Consider the following 19,072-nt stretch of genomic DNA (forward strand, 5'->3'; position numbering starts at 1 on the left):
CTCAACGTCCGCGTGTTTCAAGGTAGGCGTTGAAGCCGTTATCCAGGTAGGCCGACAATGGCAGTTCGTCGGACAGCACGGCTGCATCCAGTTCCGCCAGTTCGGCGATCGACTGCTGCTGTTCGTACTGGTACACGCCGACCATGCCGCCCATTACCAGCAGCAGCGGCAGCACGACGGAAAAGCGGCTGATCCAGCCGAACGGCGACGACAGGCGGCCGCTGCCGCCGGCGGTGGCGGTCACCGTTGTAGTGTGGGTCACGCGCACTTCAACGTGCGGCTTCTTGCGGGCAAGTGCCGCCTGGCGGGCGGCGGCAAGCCGATCGGTGGTCGAGGCCGGCAAATCGTCCAGCTTCTCGTTGAGCGCATGGCGCACGCGGTAAGCGAAATTGATTTCTTCGGTGTTCATAATTTGATTCCCTTGGCTTTGAGTGCTTCGGCAAGAGTGTGAGTCGCTCTCGAGCAATGTGTTTTCACGCTCCCTTCGGAGCATCCCATCGCTTCAGCCGTCTCTGCCACATCCATATCCTGCCAGTAACGCATGAGGAATGCTTCCCGTTGACGTGTCGGGAGCTTTTGCACTTCATCATCAATGAGTTGTAGCACCTGCATGCGCTCGACGTGGTCGGCGCTGGACTCGGCGGCCTGGGTGCCGTGCTCGGCCTCGTAGGATTCAAGTATATCAAAATCCTCATGTTCCTCCTGGGAATTTCCCAGTCCGGAAAACAGGCTGACCCAGGTATTGCGCACCTTTTCCCGGCGGAAATAATCAAGGATGGTGGTCTGCAGGATGCGCTGGAACAGCAGCGGCAGTTCGGCGGCCGGCTTGTCGCCGTATTTTTCCGCCAGCTTGATCATCGCATCCTGGACGATGTCCAGTGCCGATTCATCCTTGCGCACCGCGTAGACCGCCTGCTTGAAGGCACGTCGTTCGACGTTTTCCAGAAAGTCTGAAAGTTCTTTATCTGTTGCCATCAGGAGGGGATTACTGTGCCGTTGAGGTCTTCTGGACTGTGCATGCTAGCAAAAATCCCGTATTCCCGCATTTTTTTGGCACTTTCCCCACGATATCGGCCCGTTATGCACCGGAAGAGGGCGCAAACTCGAAAAAATCATAATATTCCTTGACCGGCGATGGTGCAACGCAGTAACGTATGGGACGCTTCGCACACCACGAAGCTCCCAGGTCGCGCGCAGTTGCACACAACGCCGCCGTGCACGATCCGCTTTCATATGTCAGCAGTTTGCTCCAGCCCGTGCCAAAAGCGCGAGAGGTCGGCCGAACAGCTGCAGAAACTCCAGCGGAAAGAATTGCGTTACAGCGTCCGTCTCGCACCCCACTACGGTTGGGGGAACAGCCGGCGTCACCGCAACGAAAAGTACGCTCGAGGGAGCTGTGGCGATAGGCTAACTTCGACAGGCAAGAGCATCCGTTCAATCTCCTATGGACCTTGAAAGGAATGTTTCATGAACAACGAAGCAGCCATCACTGGCGCCGAGATTCTCGTGCGCTGTCTGGCCGAAGAGGGCGTCGAACACGTCTTCGGCTATCCGGGAGGAGCAGTCCTCTATATCTACGACGCCATCTTCAAGCAGGACAAATTCCAGCATATCCTGGTGCGCCACGAGCAGGCAGCCATCCATGCGGCGGACGCGTATTCGCGCAGCTCGCAGAAGACCGGCGTTGCCATCGTCACGTCCGGCCCCGGCGTTACCAATGCGGTGACCGGCCTGTCGACCGCGTACATGGATTCCGTGCCGATGGTCGTCATTTCCGGCCAGGTGCCGAGCCATGCGATCGGGCAGGATGCATTCCAGGAATGCGACACGGTCGGCATCACCCGCCCCGTGGTCAAGCACAATTTCCTCGTCAAGGACGTCAAGGACCTGGCGGAAACCGTCAAGAAAGCCTTCTACATCGCCCGCACCGGCCGTCCCGGCCCCGTGCTGGTCGATATCCCGAAGGATATCTCGATGCACAAGCACACGTTCTCCTATCCGAAGGAGATCGAGATGCGGTCGTACCGTCCGGTCGACAAGGGCCACTCCGGCCAGATCCGCAAGGCGGTCCAGCTGCTGCTGGCGGCCGAGCGCCCGATGATCTACACGGGCGGCGGCGTGATCCTGGCCAATGCATCGAATGAACTGAACAAGCTCGTCGAACGCCTCGGCTTCCCCGTCACGAACACGCTGATGGGCCTGGGCGGTTCGCGCGCCTCGAGCGACCAGTACGTTGGCATGCCCGGCATGCACGGCACGTACGAAGCCAACATGGCGATGCAGCACTGCGACGTGCTGATCGCCATCGGCGCCCGTTTCGACGACCGCGTGATCGGCAACCCGAAGCACTTCGCGTCGCACCCGCGCAAGATCATCCACGTGGACATCGACCCGTCGTCCATCTCCAAGCGCGTGAAGGTCGATATTCCGATCGTCGGCAACGTCAAGGACGTGCTGGTGGAATTCCTCGCCCAGCTCGATGCGGCCGAGCACAAGCCGAATCCGGCGCACCTGTCGAAATGGTGGGGCCAGGTCACGGAATGGCGCAACCGCGACTGCCTGAAATACCCGACCTCGGACCTGGTCATCAAGCCGCAGGCGGTCGTCGAGAAAGTCTACGAGATCACCCGCGGCGACGCGTTCGTCACGTCGGACGTGGGCCAGCACCAGATGTGGGCCGCGCAGTACTACCGCTTCGACAAGCCGCGCCGCTGGATCAATTCCGGCGGCCTGGGCACGATGGGCGTGGGCCTGCCGTACGCGATGGGCGTGCAGATGGCGAACCCGGATGCCACGGTGGCCTGCATCACCGGCGAAGGCTCGATCCAGATGAACATCCAGGAACTGGCCACCTGCAAGCAGTATCACCTGACGCCGAAGATCATCATGCTGAACAACCGCTTCCTGGGCATGGTGCGCCAGTGGCAGCAGCTCGACTACGGTTCGCGTTATTCGGAGTCGTACATGGACTCGCTGCCGGACTTCGAAAAGCTGGCCGAAGCGTATGGCCACGTGGGCATGCGCATCGAGAAGCCGGGCGACGTCGACGGCGCGCTGCGCGAAGCGTTCGGCATGAAAGACCGCCTGGTGTTCATGAACTTCATTACCGACCAGAGCGAAAACGTGTGGCCGATGATCCAGGCGGGCAAGGGCCTCTCCGAAATGCTGCTCGGTTCGGAGGACCTCTGATATGCGACATATCATTTCTGTCTTGCTGGAAAACGAGGCGGGCGCGCTGTCCCGCGTCGTCGGCCTGTTCTCCGCACGCGGCTACAACATCGAAACGCTGACGGTGGCGCCGACCGAGGATTCCACGCTGTCGCGGATGACGATCGTCACCAGCGGCTCGGATGACATCATCGAGCAGATCACCAAGCACCTGAACCGCCTGATCGAGGTGGTCAAGGTGGTCGACCTGACCGAAGGCCAGCACATCGAGCGAGAGCTCATGCTGATCAAGGTGAGGGCGGTGGGCAAGGAGCGCGAGGAAATGAAGCGCACCGCCGACATCTTCCGCGGCCGCATCATCGACGTGACCGAGAAGACCTACACGATCGAGCTGACAGGCGCCAAGAGCAAGCTCGATGCCTTCATCGACGCGATCGACCGCACCTCGATCCTGGAAACCGTCCGCACGGGCGGCTCCGGCATCGGCCGCGGCGAACGCATCCTGAAGATCTGAACACGCGATAAGACCGGTGCACCAGTTTCAAGCTGATTGACACCGGGTTCAAGCTGATTAATACGATTCACACAAAATACTTAGGAATGACCATGAAAGTTTTCTACGACAAAGACGCTGACCTCTCCCTGATCAAAGGCAAGAACGTTGCCATCATCGGCTACGGCTCGCAGGGTCACGCTCACGCACAGAACCTGACCGAATCCGGCGTGAACGTCACCGTCGGCCTGCGCAAGGGCGGCGCATCGTGGACCAAGGTCGAACAGGCCGGCATCAAGGTCGCCGAAGTCGACGAAGCGGTGAAGGCGGCCGACGTCGTCATGATCCTGCTGCCGGACGAAAACATCGCCCAGGTGTACAACGAAAACGTCGCACCGAACATCAAGGAAGGCGCCGTGCTGGCCTTCGCCCACGGCTTCAACGTGCACTACGGCCAGGTCGTGCCGCGCGCCGACCTGGACGTGATCATGATCGCACCGAAGGCCCCTGGCCACACCGTGCGCAATACGTACAAGCAGGGTGGCGGCGTGCCGCACCTGATCGCCGTGTACCAGGACAAGTCCGGCAACGCCCGTGACATCGCCCTGTCGTACGCTTCGGCCAACGGCGGCGGCAAGGCCGGCATCATCGAAACGAACTTCCGCGAAGAAACCGAAACCGACCTGTTCGGCGAACAGGCCGTGCTGTGCGGCGGCGCCGTGGAACTGATCAAGGCCGGTTTCGAAACGCTGACCGAAGCCGGCTACGCGCCGGAAATGGCGTACTTCGAGTGCCTGCACGAACTGAAGCTGATCGTCGACCTGATCTACGAAGGCGGCATCGCCAACATGAACTACTCGATCTCGAACAACGCCGAATACGGCGAATACGTGACCGGCCCGCGGATCGTCACGTCCGAGACCAAGGATGCCATGCGCGCAGTCCTGAAGGACATCCAGACCGGCGAATACGCCAAGTCCTTCATCCTGGAAAACAAGGCCGGCGCCCCGACCCTGATCTCGCGCCGCCGCCTGACGGCCGAGCACCAGATCGAGGAAGTGGGCTCGAAACTGCGCGCGATGATGCCATGGATCGCCGCCAACAAGATGGTCGACAAGTCGAAGAACTGATCGATTTTCGCGTTACAGGAAAGCGGCCTTCGGGCCGCTTTTTTTTCACCAGCAGGGTCAGGCCGCCGCCCGCTGCCGCTCCAGCGCCACGAGCAGCGCATCGATATAGGTGCGGCTGGCGCGCAGCGGCGTGCCATCGCGCAGGCGCAGGATGGCGTCGCGGTTGCCCAGCGTGCGCAGTTCGGCCACCTGGTCCAGCCGCACGATGGCCGAGCGGTGCACGCGCGCGAAGGCGGCCGGGTCCAGCGACTCCACCAGCCGGTGCAGAGATGTTCGCACCAGGTATTCGCGCCCGGCCGCGTGGAGCGTGGCATAGTCGCCGGCCGCATCGATCCATTCCACCTCGCCGGCATCGACGAACACCAGGCGGCTGCCATACCGTACCGTGAAGCGCGACAGGTAGCGGGCAGGTTCGGCCACGGGCGCCGGCGGCGCCTGGTGCCGGAACTTCCACGCCTGCCGCGCCCGCGCCACCGCCTCGGCAAAGCGCTCGTCCTCCACCGGCTTGAGCAGGTAGTCGACCACGTCCAGCGCGAATGCCTGCACGGCGAACTGCTCGTATGCCGTCAGCAGCACGGCCAGCGGGCGCTCGGCCACGGGCAGCGCGGCAAGCACGTCGAGGCCGCGCATGCCCGGCATCTCCACATCGAGAAACACCAGGTCTGGCCGCGTTTCGCGAATGCCCGCCAGCGCGGCCGGGCCGTCGCCATGCTCCGCCACCACGTGCATGTCCGCGCACTGGCGCAGCCGGGCCAGCACACCGGCACGCGCCAGCGGTTCATCGTCGATGACGAGCACCCGCATCATGCCGCGCGCACCCAGATGGCGCCGGCCGCCTCGGCGCGCCGCAGCGGGATATCGACGGCGACCTCGAACCGGCTGCCGGCCACATGCCGGGCGGTGAAACGGTATGCGCCACCGTACAGTTTTTTCAGCCGCTCGGCCACGTTGCGGATGCCCACGCCGAGCGACTCGCCACGGGCGGCTTCGACGCGCGCGTCGTTGACCAGCCGGAGTTGCAGCGTGCCATCCGCGGCGGAGATCGCCAGCGCCAATGCGCCGCCGGCGGCATCGGGGGCGATGCCATGTCGTACGGCATTTTCCACCAGCGGCTGCAGCAGCAGGCACGGCACCTGCGCATCGAGCAGGCCGGGGCCGATGTCGATGGCGATGCGCAGCCGCTCGCCCAGCCGGGCCTTCTCGATCTCCAGGTAGCTTTCGGTCAGCACCAGTTCGTCGGCCAGCGCATGTTCGTGGGTATGACCGGTAGCCAGCGTGGCGCGCAGCAGGTCCGCCAGTTGCGCGATCATCCGGTTGGCATCGCGCTCGCGGCCCGTGGCGACCAGCGCGGATACCGCGTTGAGGGTGTTGAACAGGAAGTGCGGCTGCAACTGGAAGCGCAGCGCGCGCAATTCGGCGTCGCGCGCCATCAGCAGTGCCTCTGCCGCGCGCGAGCGCTCGTGGCCCAGTGCTGCGTTGAAGGCCACCACCGCATGCGCGGCGCAGAACGCGATCAGCGGCAGCCAGCAACCATCCAGGCCGGCGAACAGGTTGTTCCAGTTGTAGCTGTCGCGCAGTGCAAGGCGGATGCTCAGCGTCTGGCCCAGCAGGTTGTTCGCCACCGACATCGCATACGTGGCCGCCAGCAGTGCCAGCACGGTACCCCACCAGGGCAGTCCGCGCCGCCACAGGTGGCGCTGCAGCCCGGCGGTAGGGGCGATCCACGCCAGGTAGGTACACAGGTACAGCGTGCGGAAAATCAGCGGACGCTCATGGCCGAAGTCCGGCACCCCCATGATGGCGATGCAGGCCGTGATCGGGAGCGCCGCCAGCAGCGCGTGGTGGAAGGGCGGCTCGGCAAGGCGGGCAGTGTCGAAGGAACGCGGAGACATGGCAGCGATTGTAGCCGCAGTTGCGGTAACGTCAGCCGATCGAATACACCATCGAACTGATCTTCCAGCCGCCTTCCGTTTTCACCAGGTGCCAGGACTCGGCCCCCTTGTTGTTCACCTTGCCGTCTTCGATGAACTCGAAATCGAAATATACGGTGCCGATGCTGCCGTTGCTGTGGATGCGCACGTTATGAAAGCGCTCCTCGACGGGCAGCTTGCTGGTGCCGACGAACTCGGTGAACTTCAGGTAGGTGGAGGGCCGCACGCGCGGCTGGCCGGGTTTCAGCCGGATCCCGTCGCTGGCCACGGCCAGCCAGCTGTTGTCCGCCGGGAGGAACATCGCTTCCAGCGCGGTGCGGTCCCTGGCGACGATCGCGGCCTGGAAAGCCTTGACCAAGGTGTCGATCTGCGCCACGGCCGCGGCATCGTCGCCGGCCGGTTCGGCCGGTTCGGCATACGCGGCGGGGCAGCAGAAGGCGCACAGCAGCAGGGCGGCGGCCAGCAGTTTTTTCATTGCAATGCTCCGGTTGGGATGACCCTGCAAATGTACCGGGCCAACCGCGCGGGCGGCGGGCTTTTGCGGTGAAACGATGCCCCGTTGCGCCGAGCCGCCACTATTTTTGACGAACTGGATGGAATCGTAGCGTCACGGCTTGCTCTATAGAATCTGTATTGCTGTTTGCAATCTCGCGAATTGAAGCATCATGCGCAACAGAACCCGCCTGTTCCTGTCGATCCTGTTTCCCGCCATGGTATCCACAGGGCGCGCGCGATTCCAGAACACCGCTGGTCAAGCGGCTGCGCATCGGCATTTCGTACGCACCGGTTGCAGCTGAGCAGGCATGCTGCCGGTGGGCTGTACGTTTGCCTTGATATGCATCAAGAATTAGTTTACTGTTATTTTAGTTGTAAAAAAAGTAACTTTCCTTGTGAAAGTCAATGGCACTCCAGCGTTGCCGGCCATGGCCGCACGCGCCTACCGAGAACCGATATGACACGAATCTGTAACAGAACCCCACTGGCGTGGGTCATGGCGGTGGCCTTGATGGCTGCCAACGGCAGTGCAATGGCCGACGCTTATATCAGCCAGACTATCGACTCCGTAAAATTCGGGGTAGTCGACCTTACACCGGCGGACGGGCAGGCTGCCGGCTTCACGGTCGAGGGCCCATGGTCGAGCCGTCATACCTCCGAATATCTGATCGGCGGGGTGCGGTTCAGCAGCCAGGCAAGCGTTCCGGCAGGCAGCTATGTCGCGAATGGCAATGCTGGTACTACTTACTTCTACGATGAGGTGTACCCCGACTGGGGCTTTGTCAACGTGCTCAGCGGTTCGATCGCGCCAGGAAACTGGGTCAGTACCGGCTTCACGCAATCGAGACGTCTCATACTGGCACCGCACAGCCTGCTGAGTGTCAGCGGGAACTACGATTTCTCTGGACACGGCGATGGCATGGCAACGACAGGCTCCCTGGTCGTGGACCTGCTTGGTCGTTCGGTGCGGGCAGGAGGAAGCATTTACAACTACACCAGCGCAGAAGACGTTTTCCATTACAGCCTGGTCAACAACACCGACGAATCGATGGAAGTGTCGGTTCAACTGAAGGCAGCGGTAAGGTTCAGCGGCACGCCGGCAGTTCTGTCGGCTGTTCCCGAACCCGGTGCATATGCGATGCTGCTGGGTGGCTTTGCCCTGTTCGGCATGCTGGCTGCACGTCGCCGTCCTGTCCAACCCCGATCCACGTCCCGGAGTGCATGATGAAAAGTACCGCCTTGCTGATCGCCGCACTCGTTGCGCCCTTCGCCATGCCGGCCGCAGGCGCCGCGCCCGCCGTAACAGCCACGATCAGTTATTCACAGTTCAAGTTCAGCGTTGTCGACCTGACGCCCGACGATGGAGTCGCTGCGGGGTTTTCGCTAACGCGTTCCCATTCTGAAGTTGCCATGCAATTTATCGACTCCGCGGGCAAGTACGTCGGTTTGTCCAGGAACTATGCCGATATTGCGCACGAAGCCGTGTCGCTGACTCACGAGGGCAAGGAACTTACGGTCACCGCCACCGGCGCGGGTTCGACAGCTTCAGCCATCATCCCATCGGCATACGCGCCGCGCGGCCAGGCAACCATGGCATCCACCAGCACCTGGGAATTCACGTTGGCCCCGAACTCCCTGCTGGTATTGACGGGCGAAGCAACGCTGAACGTGGGTATATCGGAAGTCTTGTCAGGCCAATTACGGGCAAGCACGGAGTTCAGTGGCTTGGGAGTGCTGGGATCCGACACGGACACTCCCTCCAGCTCTACATTCTCGTACCTTCACACCACCCAGTTCGGGCAGCAGGGAGACTTGAATACAGGGTTCGGCCTGTCGCTGTCAAACTTTTCGGATAGCAGCCAGCAGGGAATTTTCAGGCTGAACACGCATAACTTCGCCCGCGTGTTTACGGCAGCCACGCCGCCTCCCGTTCCCGAACCCGCTACCTACATGATGCTGGTCTGCGGGCTGGTGGCGATGGCGGTGTCCGCTCGCAGGCGCAGGGCAAGCGCCGGCACTTGAGTCGACCGCGTCGCAATGCCGGCCGGGAAACGGGCCGGCACGAAGCAGACATATCGTCGAGCGCGCGGCGCATTGCGGCCCGAACTCGCGGCTTGACCCCGCATGCGCACGGCGCGCTTGGCCTTTCTTGCAGGCTGCCTGACACCAGCCGGCCGTGGTATTGACCACTGCGGCGGATTGACCTCGGGTGTCGGAGACCGGTTTTCGCCGACAAGGCTCCCTCAGCGCGCCGATCCCCGCAGCACCTCCGTCAACACCCGCCCCTCGGCCCCGGCCGGCGCGCGTACCTTCAGCACCGCGGCCAGCGTGGGCGCGATGTCCACCACCTCGGCATACTGCGTGTAATTGCCCGGCGCGATCCACCGCTTGCCCATCATCATCAGCGGCACGCTGGTGTCGTAGCGGTACGGCGTGCCGTGCGTGGCGCCGCCCGTGCCCGAGCCGAACGCCCAGTAGGGGCGCGTGACGACGACCAGGTCGCCCGATTCGTGGCGGTGCCAGCCGCGGCGCATCAGCAGGTCCTGCCGGGTGCCGGTGGCGCCGCTTTCCTCGAAGCGCGTGCGCGTGTAGACATCGGCGATGCCGGCCTGCGCCTGTAGCCACCTGCTGGCGGCCTGTTCCACGTCCGCGCGTTTCAGGCCGGCCTTGTCGATCGCGCCCCCGTCGAGGTAGATGTTCGGCAGCACCGCGTTGGTTATCGGCTTGGCGCCGTTGAACGTGGCGGCCAGGTGCTGCTCCAGGCCGGCCATCAGTTTCTTGCTGTCGACGCGGCCGGCATCGATGCGCTGCCGCTGCGAGAACTCCGCGCTGTTGGCGAAGCCGTGGTCGGCCGTCAGCACGATCATCCAGCCGTCCGCGCCGACGCGCTTGTCGAGATACGAGAAGAAGCCGGCCAGCATCCGGTCCAGCCGCTGCAGGTGGTCGTGCGACATCCTGCTTTCCGGGCCGTGGCGGTGGTTTACGTAGTCGTGGCCCGAAAGGCTCACGCCCAGCAGGTCGGGCACGCCGGCCGGGTTGGCGCCCAGCGCTTCGCCCTCGATCGCCGCGCGGGCGAAGTCCAGCGTCAGCTCGTCGACGGGCGGGCCTTCCTTCAGCCGCTTGTAGTAGTCGGCATCGGGCTTGCCGCCCTCGCTGTAGTACGAGAAGTTGAACAGCGGGCCTTCCGCATCGTTGGCGTAGGCGCTGTCGGCCAGCAGCGGCGTCCATTTCTGGCCGTAGTAGCGGTCCTGCGGCTTGCCGGCCTGGTAGCGTTGCACCCATTGCGGGTGCTGCTGCATGTACCAGGTGCTGCTGGCGAAGTTGCCGCTGCTTTCCATGTACATGTAGGCGGTGCCGCCCTTGCCGGCCAGGAGGATCGCGCCGCGGTCCTTGCCGGAAACGGCGATGACCCTGGCGCGGTTGCCGGTGGCGTAGCGCAACTGGTCGCCCAGCGTGTCCACGCGCAGCCGGGCAGGGGACGTGCCGTCGCTCGGGTCGGTTTCCTCGCCGATGTACTTGTGGTCGCGGTCCTCGGTGCAGTAGACCTGCTGGCCGGTGGCGCGGTCGACCCAGTTGTTGGCCACGATGCCGTGCTGGTTCGGGTAGGCGCCGGTGAGGATGGCCGCGTGGCCGACGGCGGTCACGGTGGTGCCGTGCGCCTGGTGCGCATCGGTAAACCAGGCGCCGCCTTCGAGCAGCCGGCGGAAGCCGCCCTGGCCGAACTGGTCGCGGTAGCGCACCACCTGCTCCTGCGGCAGGCCGTCCACGGCCATTACCACGACGAGTTTCGGGGCGGATGAGGAGGCGGATGCGGGGGCAGGTGCGGGGGCTGCCGGAGCGGCAGCGGCATGCAGCGGAATCGACAGGGCCAGGGGCAGGAGGAGCGAGGTTTTCATGTTTTGAAAGTAAATCGGTCAGCATTCCATGATGACAGATTAACGTGTCTTCCGGATGACCTGGCTGTTACAAACGTTCACCAACTCTTCCAGGATGCCCCGACCGGATCGGTTAAAGTGCGCTCACCATTTCACCCGTCATCACAACAAGGAGAAACACATGACCCTGATGAAAACCGTGGCTGCCGCGGCATTGATATTTGCCGCCGCCCAGGCTGCTGCCCAGGCGCCGGTACCGACCACCGGCACCACCGTCATCATTCCCGCATATGGCGAAGTGAAGGCGCCGAACGACCAGGCCACGGCCACGCTGGCGATCGAGGAACAGGACAGGGACAAGGCCGCCGCCGCTTCGCGGGTCAACCAGAAGATGAAGCAGGGCCTCGATATCCTCAAGCGCGAAGACCCGCAGGCCAGCCTGAAGACGATGAATTACTACACCTACCCGGTGTACCCGGAAGACCGCCCGGTGCAGCCGATGGCGGCGAACAAGCCGCGCGTACCCACCGCGTGGCGCGTCGGTCATTTCGTTGAAGTGAAGACCACCAACCTGGCCGCGCTGCCGAAGACCGTGGCCGCCGCGCAGAAGGTGCTCGCGCTGAACGGCATCCAGTTCGGCCTGACCCCGGCGGCAACGAAGAAGCTCGACGACCAGCGCATCGCCGCCACCTACAGGAACCTGAACGAGCGCATCGCCTCGGTGGCCACGGCGATGGGCCGGCCGGTCGCCGATGCCGTGCTCGATACCGTGGATTTCGAAGGCTCCGGCAATTATGCCGACCGCGAAGGCGCGCCGGCACCGATGATGATGGCGATGCGCAAGAGCGCGGATACGGCCGAGGTGGCCGAGCCGTCGTTCGAGCCAGGCGAAACCACGCTGCAGATGCGCCTGGTGGGCAAGGTGCGCTTCCGCTAGTTCGATTCGCTACAGTAGCCCCAGGCGGGCCACCTGATTTGCGTGCTCCTCTATAATAGGGATCACCCGGCCGGCGTGCAGTCCGGCCGGAAACAGAACAACAACGCAATCAGGTCTCAATGGCTTACCTCTATGGCTAAATTTCCCCGTCGCCGCCCCAAGATCGGCGCCGCTCCCAACGGCAAGGCGCCGCGCCGCGGCCCGTTCAGCAGGTTCGCGCGCAAGGCCGGCGATACGCGGCCCCGCCGCGGCATCTACCTGCTGCCGAACGCATTCACGACCGGCGCGCTGTTCTGCGGCTTCTATGCGATCGTGATGGCGATGAACCAGCGCTTCGAGCATGCGGCCTGGGCCATCTTCGTGGCGATGCTGCTCGACGGGCTCGATGGCCGCGTCGCCCGCCTCACCAATACCCAGAGCGAATTCGGTGCCCAGTACGACAGCCTGTCCGACATGGTGTCGTTCGGCGCGGCGCCGGCGCTGGTCATCTACGAATGGTCGCTGCGCGGCCTGGGCAAGCTGGGCTGGATCGCCGCGTTCGTCTACTGCGCCGGCGCCGCGCTGCGGCTGGCCCGCTTCAATACCAACATCGCCGTGGTCGACAAGCGCTACTTCCAGGGCATGCCCAGCCCGTCCGCGGCCGCGCTGATCGCCGGCTTCATCCTGCTGATGGTGGACCAGGGCGAGGTGGGCGTGCGCTACGCGTGGGTGTCGTGGGCGCTGGCGCTGTTCGCCGGGCTGACGATGGTCACCAATGTGCCGTACTACAGCTTCAAGGACATCAACTTCAAGAAGTCGGTGCCGTTCATCACGGTGTTCCTGATCGCGCTGGGGTTCGCGCTGGTGTCGATCGATCCGCCGAAGGTGATGTTCCCGATCTTCCTGCTGTACGGCCTGTCCGGCTACGTGGTGTATGCCGTGCGGCTGGCGAAAGGCAAGCCCGTGTCGATCGTGCAGACCGACGAGGAACTCGACGAAAGCGAACGCCGCTGACCTGGTCGGCGGGCATGTCAAGGAGTCAAACCCATGAGCAACCGCCTGATCATTTTCGATACCACCTTGCGCGACGGCGAGCAATCGCCGGGCGCGTCGATGACCAAGGAAGAAAAAATCCGCATCGCGCGCCAGCTGGAAAAGCTGCGCGTGGATGTCATCGAGGCCGGCTTCGCTGCCGCTTCGCCGGGTGATTTCGAGGCCATCCGCGCCATCGCCTCCACCATCAGGGATTCCACCGTCTGCTCGCTGTCGCGCGCCAACGACCGCGATATCGCCCGCGCCGCCGAGGCGCTCGAGCCGGCGGCCCGCAAGCGCATCCATACCTTCATCGCCACCTCGCCGCTGCACATGAAGATGAAACTGCGCATGGAACCCGAGCAGGTGCTGGAACAGGCCACGCAGGCGATCCGCTTCGCCCGCCGGTTCACCGACGACATCGAATTCTCGCCCGAAGACGGCAGCCGTTCGGAGGAGGATTTCCTGTGCCGCGTGCTGGAAACCGTGATCGCCGAAGGCGCCACCACGATCAATTTCCCGGATACCGTGGGCTACGCGGTGCCGGAAATGTTCGGCGAAACGATCCGCCGGCTGCGCGAGCGGATTCCCAATTCCGACAAGGCCGTGTGGTCGGTGCACTGCCACAACGACCTGGGCCTGGCCGTGGCCAATTCGCTGGCCGGCGTGATGATCGGCGGCGCCCGGCAGATCGAGTGCACGATCAACGGTCTCGGCGAGCGGGCCGGCAATACCGCGCTGGAAGAGGTGGTGATGGCGCTGCGCACCCGAGGCGGCTACTACAACCTCGAGTGCGGCATCGACGCCACGCAGATCGTGCCGGCGTCGAAAATGGTGTCGCAGATTACCGGCTTCGCGGTGCAGCCGAACAAGGCGGTGGTCGGCGCCAACGCCTTCGCGCATGCCTCGGGCATCCACCAGGACGGCATCCTGAAGGCGCGCGAAACCTACGAGATCATGCGCGCGGAAGACGTGGGCTGGACCGCCAACCGGATCGTGCTGGGCAAGCTTTCAGGCCGCAATGCGTTCAAGGGCCGGCTGCAGGAGCTGGGCATCGAACTCGAATCGGAAGGCGACATCAATGCCGCCTTTGCCCGCTTCAAGGACCTGGCGGACCGCAAGTCCGAGATCTTCGACGAGGACATCATGGCCCTCGTCTCCACCGAGGAGCGGGAGGAGGGCGAGCACTACCGGCTGGTGTCGCTGTCGCAGCGCAGCGAAACGGGCGAGTTGCCGCACGCCCGGGTGGTATTTTCGGCCGGCGAACGCGAGGTGGCCTGCGAAGGCACCGGCGACGGACCGGTCGACGCGATCGTCAACGCCATCGAAAGCGAGGCCCGGACCGGCGCCGAACTGGTACTGTTCTCGATCGCCGCCATCAGCCCCAGTTCGCAGTCGCAGGGCGAAGTCACCATGCGGCTTTCGCAGGCGGGGCGGATCGTCAACGGCGTGGGCGCCGATCCGGATATCGTGGTGGCCTCGGCCAAGGCTTACCTGGCCGCGCTGAACAAGCTCCATGCGAAGGAGCGGGTCAATCCGCAGACGGAGCGGATCTGAGCGGCAGCCGGCTCAGAAAAACCCCTCCCGGTGCTCGCGCATCGGGTCCGGCCCGGCCATCAGCTGCCGCACCTTGCCGTCCCGGCTGAAATGCACGTGCATCATCGAATCCCACACGCCGGACTGCTTGTAGCGGTAGCTCCATACTTCCAGGTCGCGCAGCGACAGGTACATGGTCTCGGCCGGCTGGCCGAAGGTGTGCAGGATCGTTTCCTTGTCGTCGGTACCCAGCCTGATGGTGGCGAATTTCTCGTCCGTCAGCACCTGTTCGTAGGAGCGCAGGCGGCCATCCTGGCCGTAGCGGGCCATGTAGGTGAACTGCCCGAAAGCGCCGGCACCGTATTCGTGGATCGTCTCGAGGCCCACCGTGTAGCGGGCACTGGGGTGGCCCAGGCGCGCTTCGACCGCGGCCATCGGTTCGCCGGCCTGCGGCGGCGGGCCCAGCGCACAACCGGCGATCATTGCGCTTAACATTATCGGAAAGATCAGATTTTTCACGTTTCCTCCTGGAGGCCGCGATAATTGTAGCCAGAAGTTGATACGGCGCGCGCTAATTCCGTTATACTTGCGGGCCTGTCCGTTCGGGCAGGTTTTATTATCGTAACTCACGATGTGCAGGGTTCCGTACTCCGCGCATCGCATGTGAAAGGTTTATCATGTCCGTAGAAAACATCAACAAATCCGCGATCATCGCGGACAACGCACGCGCCCAGAACGACACCGGCTCCCCGGAAGTGCAAGTTGCGCTGCTGACCGCACGCATCAACGAACTGAACGGTCACTTCAAGGCCCACAGCAAGGATCACCACTCCCGCCGCGGCCTGATCATGATGGTCAACCGTCGTAAGAGCCTGCTGTCCTACCTGAAGAACAAGGACGCAACCCGTTACCGCGACCTGATCGCCAAACTCGGTCTGCGTAAGTAATTTTTTTGCATTCCCGGTTTTAGTCGAGATGCCTGCGCCAGTTCGCTGACGCAGGCATTTTGTCATTCTGGAATGTTAAATAATTGCCAGGCGGAATAACAAATATTCGGCCTGGCGAGCGATGGAGCAATAAGGTGGCCGGCATCAGCCGGTACCTGTGGTGAGGTGAACGACAGCGCCTGAAAATCTGTCGGCAAATAGAAAGGGATTACCCATGTTTAACAAAGTTACGAAAACCTTCCAGTACGGCCAGCATACCGTGACCCTGGAAACCGGCGAGATCGCTCGTCAGGCTTCCGGCGCGGTACTGGTGTCGGTCGACGACACCGTCGTGCTGGCGACCGTGGTGGCGCGCAAGGATGCCAAGCCCGGCCAGGATTTCTTCCCGCTGACGGTCGACTACATCGAGAAGACCTATGCAGCCGGCAAGATCCCCGGCGGCTTCTTCAAGCGCGAAGGCCGTCCATCGGAGAAGGAGACGCTGACGTCCCGCCTGATCGACCGCCCGATCCGCCCGCTGTTCCCGGAGGGTTACATGAACGAGGTGCAGGTCATCATCCACGTTCTGTCGGTTAATCCCGAGATCGACCCCGACATCGCTTCGATGATCGGCGCCTCCGCCGCCCTGTGCGTGGCCGGCGTGCCGTTCAACGGCCCGATCGGCGCGGCCCGCGTGGGCTACGCCAACGGCCAGTACATCCTGAACCCGACCACGACCCAGCTGAAAACGTCCGAGATGGACCTGGTGGTTGCCGGTACCGAATCGGCCGTGCTGATGGTGGAATCGGAAGCCAAGCAGCTGTCCGAGGAAGTGATGCTGGGCGGCGTGGTGTTCGGCCACGAGCAGATGCGCGCAGTGATCGATGCGATCCACGCGCTGGTGGAAGAAGGCGGCAAGCCGGAAGTGGAATGGACCGCGCCGGCCAAGAACGAAGCGCTGATCGCCAAGGTGGCGCAGTTCGCCGAAGCCAAGATCAACGAAGCGTACCAGACCAAGAACAAGCAGGCCCGCCAGCAGGCGCTGCGCTCGATGCAGGGCGAAGTGCTCGCCGACCTGGCGGCGCAAGCCGCCGCCGAAGGCGCCGAGGCACCGAACTCGGTCGACGTGGGCAACATCCTGTTCGACATGGAAGCCAAGGTCGTGCGTTCGCAGATCCTGAACGGCGAACCGCGCATCGACGGGCGCGACACCCGCACCGTGCGTCCGATCGCGATCCGCACGTCGGTCCTGCCGCGTACCCACGGTTCGGCGCTGTTCACCCGCGGCGAAACCCAGGCGCTGGTCGTGGCCACGCTGGGCACCGCGCGCGATTCGCAGAAGATCGATGCGCTGATGGGCGAGTACACCGACGACTTCATGCTGCACTACAACATGCCTCCGTTCGCCACCGGCGAAACCGGTCGCGTGGGCACGCCGAAGCGCCGCGAAGTGGGCCATGGCCGCCTGGCCAAGCGCGCCCTGGTTGCCGCGCTGCCGTCGCCGGAAGAGTTCAGCTACTCCGTGCGCCTGGTGTCCGAGATCACCGAGTCGAACGGTTCGTCGTCGATGGCTTCCGTCTGCGGCGGCTGCCTGGCGCTGATGGATGCCGGCGTGCCGATGAAGGCGCACGTGGCCGGCATCGCGATGGGCCTGATCAAGGAAGGCGGCAAGTTCGCCGTGCTGTCCGACATCCTGGGTGACGAAGACCACCTGGGCGACATGGACTTCAAGGTCGCCGGCACCGCCAACGGCATCACGGCGCTGCAGATGGACATCAAGATCCAGGGCATCACCAAGGAAATCATGCAGGTGGCGCTGGCGCAGGCCAAGGAAGGCCGCGAGCACATCCTGGGCGAAATGCAGAAGGCGATGCCGCACGTGAAGACGGAACTGTCCGACTTCGCACCGCGCCTGATCACCATCAAGATCAACCCGGAGAAGATCCGTGACGTGATCGGCAAGGGCGGCGCCGTCATCCGCGCGCTGACCGAGGAAACCGGCACGCAGATCGACATCAGCGACGAAGGCGTGGTTACCATCGCTTCCGTCGATGCCGCCGCCGGCCAGGAAGCCAAGCGCCGCATCGAAGAGCTGACCGCATCGGTCGAAGTGGGCAAGACCTACGACGGCACCGTGCTCAAGCTGCTGGACTTCGGCGCGATCGTGCAAGTCATGCCGGGCAAGGATGGCCTGCTGCACATCTCGCAGATCGCCAACGAGCGCGTCAACGCCGTTGCCGACTACCTGAAGGAAGGCCAGCAAGTGCGCGTGAAAGTACTGGAAACGGATGATCGCGGCCGCCTGAAGCTGTCGATGAAGGCCGCCGAAGAGGCGGGCGCCGTCGCCAAGTAATATCTCCTTCAACGGAGCAAAAACCGCCGGTGCGTGAGCCCGGCGGTTTTTTTTTTTAGAGTGTTGCCACAGCATCGCCGCGGCGAAAGCCGCTATGCTCCGTTCCGGTCCAACCAACTGGAGCATCACGATGAGCAAGGCCCTTCGTCTTTCCGAAAAATGGTTCCAGCGCGGCCTGTGGCTGGTCGCTTTCCTGTTCGCCGGCTTCCTTGTCGGCCTGGGCGGCAAGATCGTCGACAACCTGAACCTCGTCGAGGAACCGCTGGCGCTGGAGCAGTTCACCGACCGCGTGCAATATCCGGCGGCGCAGGCGGCATTGAAGGAAGCCGGCCGCACCTACGAGGACGCGCAGGCGGCCCTCGAACAGGCGCAGCAGAAGCACCGGGTCGCGGAATCGAATACGGCGACCGCGAACGATACCTTCGGCAACTGGCTGTCGACACGCCACGCCACCGCACGGCCCGACCAGGACCCCGAACTGATCGCGCGCACCCGCCAGCTCGACGAGCTGAAGGCGGACGAGCGCAAGGCGCTGACCGCCGTACAGCAGCAGGAGCAGCGCCAGCTGGACGCGCGCCAGGCACGCGACCGCGCCGCGGGCCGCATGGCCGCGCTGGAGCGCGATGCCGACGGCCGCTGGCGGAAGGCGCTGCAATTGCGCGAACTGCGCGTGTTCGCCTATCGCCTGGCGCTGACCTTGCCGCTGCTGCTGATCGCCGGCTGGCTGTGGAAGAACAAGCGCAAGAGCACCTGGTGGCCGTTCGTCTGGGGCTTCATCTTCTTCGCGCTGTTCGCGTTCTTCGTCGAGCTGGTGCCCTACCTGCCCAGCTACGGCGGCTATGTGCGCCACGTGGTCGGCATCCTGGTGACGGTGATCGTGGGCCGGCAGGCCATCATCGGGTTGCAGCGATACCTGGAGCGGCAGCGCGCGGCCGAAGCGCTGCCGGACACGCAGCGCCGTGAAAACCTCGGCTACGACACGGCATTGGCACGGATGGGGAAGGGCGTCTGCCCCGGCTGCGAGCGCCAGGTCGACCTGAAGGACCCGAAGATCGACTTTTGCCCGCACTGCGGCATCGGGCTGTTCAATCACTGCACCGCCTGCACGGCCCGCAAGAATGCGTTTACGCGGTTTTGCTATGCATGCGGCACGTCGGCCGCGCCGGGTTCGGCGCCATGACGGCATCGGAAAAAGACCCTGCTGGCAAACAATGCGT

General features: G+C 63.7%; 18 protein-coding genes. 11 read left to right on the forward strand and 7 right to left on the reverse strand.

From position 1 onward, the window contains the following. Window position 1: 1 nt before the first annotated feature. Window positions 2-409: a DUF3619 family protein gene (locus tag GJV26_RS21835; protein WP_155710813.1), complete on the reverse strand. Its 408-nt coding sequence runs from the start codon at window positions 407-409 to the stop codon at window positions 2-4. Then, window positions 406-975, reverse strand: a complete 570-nt coding sequence (locus GJV26_RS21840) for an RNA polymerase sigma factor (protein ID WP_155710814.1) — start codon at window positions 973-975, stop codon at window positions 406-408. Before GJV26_RS21840 ends, GJV26_RS21835 begins: the two co-directional genes overlap by 4 nt. Window positions 976-1,467: 492 nt before the next feature. Here GJV26_RS21840 and GJV26_RS21845 point away from each other — a divergent pair, with 492 nt between their 5' ends. From GJV26_RS21845 to ilvC, 3 genes are all read left to right on the forward strand, one after another. Further along, window positions 1,468-3,189, forward strand: coding sequence for an acetolactate synthase 3 catalytic subunit (locus GJV26_RS21845; protein ID WP_155710815.1), 1,722 nt, complete (start codon window positions 1,468-1,470; stop codon window positions 3,187-3,189). A 1-nt stretch (window position 3,190) separates the two neighbouring features. Continuing rightward, window positions 3,191-3,682 (forward strand): acetolactate synthase small subunit, encoded by a 492-nt coding sequence (ilvN, locus tag GJV26_RS21850; protein ID WP_155710816.1) that lies wholly within the window; start codon window positions 3,191-3,193, stop codon window positions 3,680-3,682. A gap of 92 nt (window positions 3,683-3,774) precedes the next feature. Beyond that, window positions 3,775-4,791: a ketol-acid reductoisomerase gene (gene ilvC, locus GJV26_RS21855; protein WP_155710817.1), complete on the forward strand. Its 1,017-nt coding sequence runs from the start codon at window positions 3,775-3,777 to the stop codon at window positions 4,789-4,791. A 57-nt stretch (window positions 4,792-4,848) separates the two neighbouring features. Here the strand turns inward: ilvC and GJV26_RS21860 are convergent, their stop codons facing one another. The 3 genes from GJV26_RS21860 to GJV26_RS21870 are packed head-to-tail and all read right to left on the reverse strand — an operon-like array spanning window position 4,849 to window position 7,197. After that, a complete protein-coding gene (locus GJV26_RS21860) occupies window positions 4,849-5,598 on the reverse strand; it encodes a LytR/AlgR family response regulator transcription factor (RefSeq protein WP_155710818.1) in 750 nt (249 codons plus the stop codon). Then, complete coding sequence (locus GJV26_RS21865; RefSeq protein WP_155710819.1) at window positions 5,595-6,683, reverse strand: sensor histidine kinase; 1,089 nt, start codon at window positions 6,681-6,683, stop codon at window positions 5,595-5,597. Before GJV26_RS21865 ends, GJV26_RS21860 begins: the two co-directional genes overlap by 4 nt. Before the next feature lie 31 nt (window positions 6,684-6,714). Next, complete coding sequence (locus GJV26_RS21870; RefSeq protein WP_155710820.1) at window positions 6,715-7,197, reverse strand: Cif family virulence factor; 483 nt, start codon at window positions 7,195-7,197, stop codon at window positions 6,715-6,717. A 531-nt stretch (window positions 7,198-7,728) separates the two neighbouring features. Between GJV26_RS21870 and GJV26_RS30305 the strand changes: the two genes are divergently transcribed. Continuing rightward, a complete protein-coding gene (locus GJV26_RS30305) occupies window positions 7,729-8,442 on the forward strand; it encodes a PEP-CTERM sorting domain-containing protein (RefSeq protein ID WP_229419660.1) in 714 nt (237 codons plus the stop codon). Continuing rightward, window positions 8,439-9,239 carry a PEP-CTERM sorting domain-containing protein gene (locus GJV26_RS21880; protein WP_155710822.1) on the forward strand — a complete coding sequence of 267 codons (801 nt, stop codon included), beginning with the start codon at window positions 8,439-8,441 and terminating at the stop codon, window positions 9,237-9,239. Before GJV26_RS30305 ends, GJV26_RS21880 begins: the two co-directional genes overlap by 4 nt. A gap of 221 nt (window positions 9,240-9,460) precedes the next feature. Here GJV26_RS21880 and GJV26_RS21885 read toward each other — a convergent pair whose 3' ends face one another. Beyond that, window positions 9,461-11,113, reverse strand: coding sequence for an alkaline phosphatase family protein (locus tag GJV26_RS21885; RefSeq protein ID WP_155710823.1), 1,653 nt, complete (start codon window positions 11,111-11,113; stop codon window positions 9,461-9,463). 160 nt (window positions 11,114-11,273) lie between these two features. Here GJV26_RS21885 and GJV26_RS21890 point away from each other — a divergent pair, with 160 nt between their 5' ends. From GJV26_RS21890 to GJV26_RS21900, 3 genes are all read left to right on the forward strand, one after another. Then, on the forward strand, window positions 11,274-12,029 hold the full coding sequence (locus tag GJV26_RS21890) for an SIMPL domain-containing protein (RefSeq protein WP_155710824.1): 756 nt from the start codon (window positions 11,274-11,276) through the stop codon (window positions 12,027-12,029). A 132-nt stretch (window positions 12,030-12,161) separates the two neighbouring features. Beyond that, a complete protein-coding gene (gene pssA, locus GJV26_RS21895; protein WP_155710825.1) occupies window positions 12,162-13,022 on the forward strand; it encodes a CDP-diacylglycerol--serine O-phosphatidyltransferase in 861 nt (286 codons plus the stop codon). A 33-nt stretch (window positions 13,023-13,055) separates the two neighbouring features. Next, window positions 13,056-14,597 carry a 2-isopropylmalate synthase gene (locus tag GJV26_RS21900; protein WP_155710826.1) on the forward strand — a complete coding sequence of 514 codons (1,542 nt, stop codon included), beginning with the start codon at window positions 13,056-13,058 and terminating at the stop codon, window positions 14,595-14,597. Between the two features lie 12 nt (window positions 14,598-14,609). Here the strand turns inward: GJV26_RS21900 and GJV26_RS21905 are convergent, their stop codons facing one another. Further along, complete coding sequence (locus GJV26_RS21905) at window positions 14,610-15,059, reverse strand: hypothetical protein (protein WP_155710827.1); 450 nt, start codon at window positions 15,057-15,059, stop codon at window positions 14,610-14,612. A 194-nt stretch (window positions 15,060-15,253) separates the two neighbouring features. On the opposite strand from GJV26_RS21905, the gene rpsO reads away from it, so the two are divergent. From rpsO to GJV26_RS21920, 3 genes are all read left to right on the forward strand, one after another. Next, on the forward strand, window positions 15,254-15,523 hold the full coding sequence (gene rpsO / locus GJV26_RS21910; RefSeq protein ID WP_130188298.1) for a 30S ribosomal protein S15: 270 nt from the start codon (window positions 15,254-15,256) through the stop codon (window positions 15,521-15,523). A gap of 214 nt (window positions 15,524-15,737) precedes the next feature. Continuing rightward, window positions 15,738-17,855: a polyribonucleotide nucleotidyltransferase gene (gene pnp / locus GJV26_RS21915; protein ID WP_155710828.1), complete on the forward strand. Its 2,118-nt coding sequence runs from the start codon at window positions 15,738-15,740 to the stop codon at window positions 17,853-17,855. Window positions 17,856-17,985: 130 nt separating this feature from the next. Next, entirely contained in the window at window positions 17,986-19,035 is a 1,050-nt protein-coding gene (locus GJV26_RS21920; protein ID WP_155710829.1) for a zinc ribbon domain-containing protein, read from the forward strand. Window positions 19,036-19,072 lie beyond the last annotated feature (37 nt).

It is taken from the genome of Pseudoduganella dura, from assembly GCF_009727155.1.
GTDB lineage: Bacteria > Pseudomonadota > Gammaproteobacteria > Burkholderiales > Burkholderiaceae_D > Rugamonas > Rugamonas dura.

Bases quoted from the DNA above. Each gene is read 5' to 3' on its own strand.
- ilvC (WP_155710817.1), top strand. From the start codon at position 3,775: ATGAAAGTTTTCTACGACAAAGACGCTGACCTCTCCCTGATCAAAGGC.
- GJV26_RS21835 (WP_155710813.1), bottom strand. From the start codon at position 409: ATGAACACCGAAGAAATCAATTTCGCTTACCGCGTGCGCCATGCGCTC.
- GJV26_RS30305 (WP_229419660.1), top strand. From the start codon at position 7,729: ATGGCTGCCAACGGCAGTGCAATGGCCGACGCTTATATCAGCCAGACT.
- ilvN (WP_155710816.1), top strand. From the start codon at position 3,191: ATGCGACATATCATTTCTGTCTTGCTGGAAAACGAGGCGGGCGCGCTG.
- rpsO (WP_130188298.1), top strand. From the start codon at position 15,254: ATGTCCGTAGAAAACATCAACAAATCCGCGATCATCGCGGACAACGCA.
- GJV26_RS21880 (WP_155710822.1), top strand. From the start codon at position 8,439: ATGATGAAAAGTACCGCCTTGCTGATCGCCGCACTCGTTGCGCCCTTC.
- GJV26_RS21865 (WP_155710819.1), bottom strand. From the start codon at position 6,683: ATGTCTCCGCGTTCCTTCGACACTGCCCGCCTTGCCGAGCCGCCCTTC.
- GJV26_RS21845 (WP_155710815.1), top strand. From the start codon at position 1,468: ATGAACAACGAAGCAGCCATCACTGGCGCCGAGATTCTCGTGCGCTGT.
- GJV26_RS21890 (WP_155710824.1), top strand. From the start codon at position 11,274: ATGACCCTGATGAAAACCGTGGCTGCCGCGGCATTGATATTTGCCGCC.
- GJV26_RS21885 (WP_155710823.1), bottom strand. From the start codon at position 11,113: ATGAAAACCTCGCTCCTCCTGCCCCTGGCCCTGTCGATTCCGCTGCAT.
- GJV26_RS21905 (WP_155710827.1), bottom strand. From the start codon at position 15,059: ATGATCGCCGGTTGTGCGCTGGGCCCGCCGCCGCAGGCCGGCGAACCG.
- pssA (WP_155710825.1), top strand. From the start codon at position 12,162: ATGGCTAAATTTCCCCGTCGCCGCCCCAAGATCGGCGCCGCTCCCAAC.
- GJV26_RS21920 (WP_155710829.1), top strand. From the start codon at position 17,986: ATGAGCAAGGCCCTTCGTCTTTCCGAAAAATGGTTCCAGCGCGGCCTG.
- pnp (WP_155710828.1), top strand. From the start codon at position 15,738: ATGTTTAACAAAGTTACGAAAACCTTCCAGTACGGCCAGCATACCGTG.
- GJV26_RS21860 (WP_155710818.1), bottom strand. From the start codon at position 5,598: ATGATGCGGGTGCTCGTCATCGACGATGAACCGCTGGCGCGTGCCGGT.
- GJV26_RS21840 (WP_155710814.1), bottom strand. From the start codon at position 975: ATGGCAACAGATAAAGAACTTTCAGACTTTCTGGAAAACGTCGAACGA.
- GJV26_RS21900 (WP_155710826.1), top strand. From the start codon at position 13,056: ATGAGCAACCGCCTGATCATTTTCGATACCACCTTGCGCGACGGCGAG.
- GJV26_RS21870 (WP_155710820.1), bottom strand. From the start codon at position 7,197: ATGAAAAAACTGCTGGCCGCCGCCCTGCTGCTGTGCGCCTTCTGCTGC.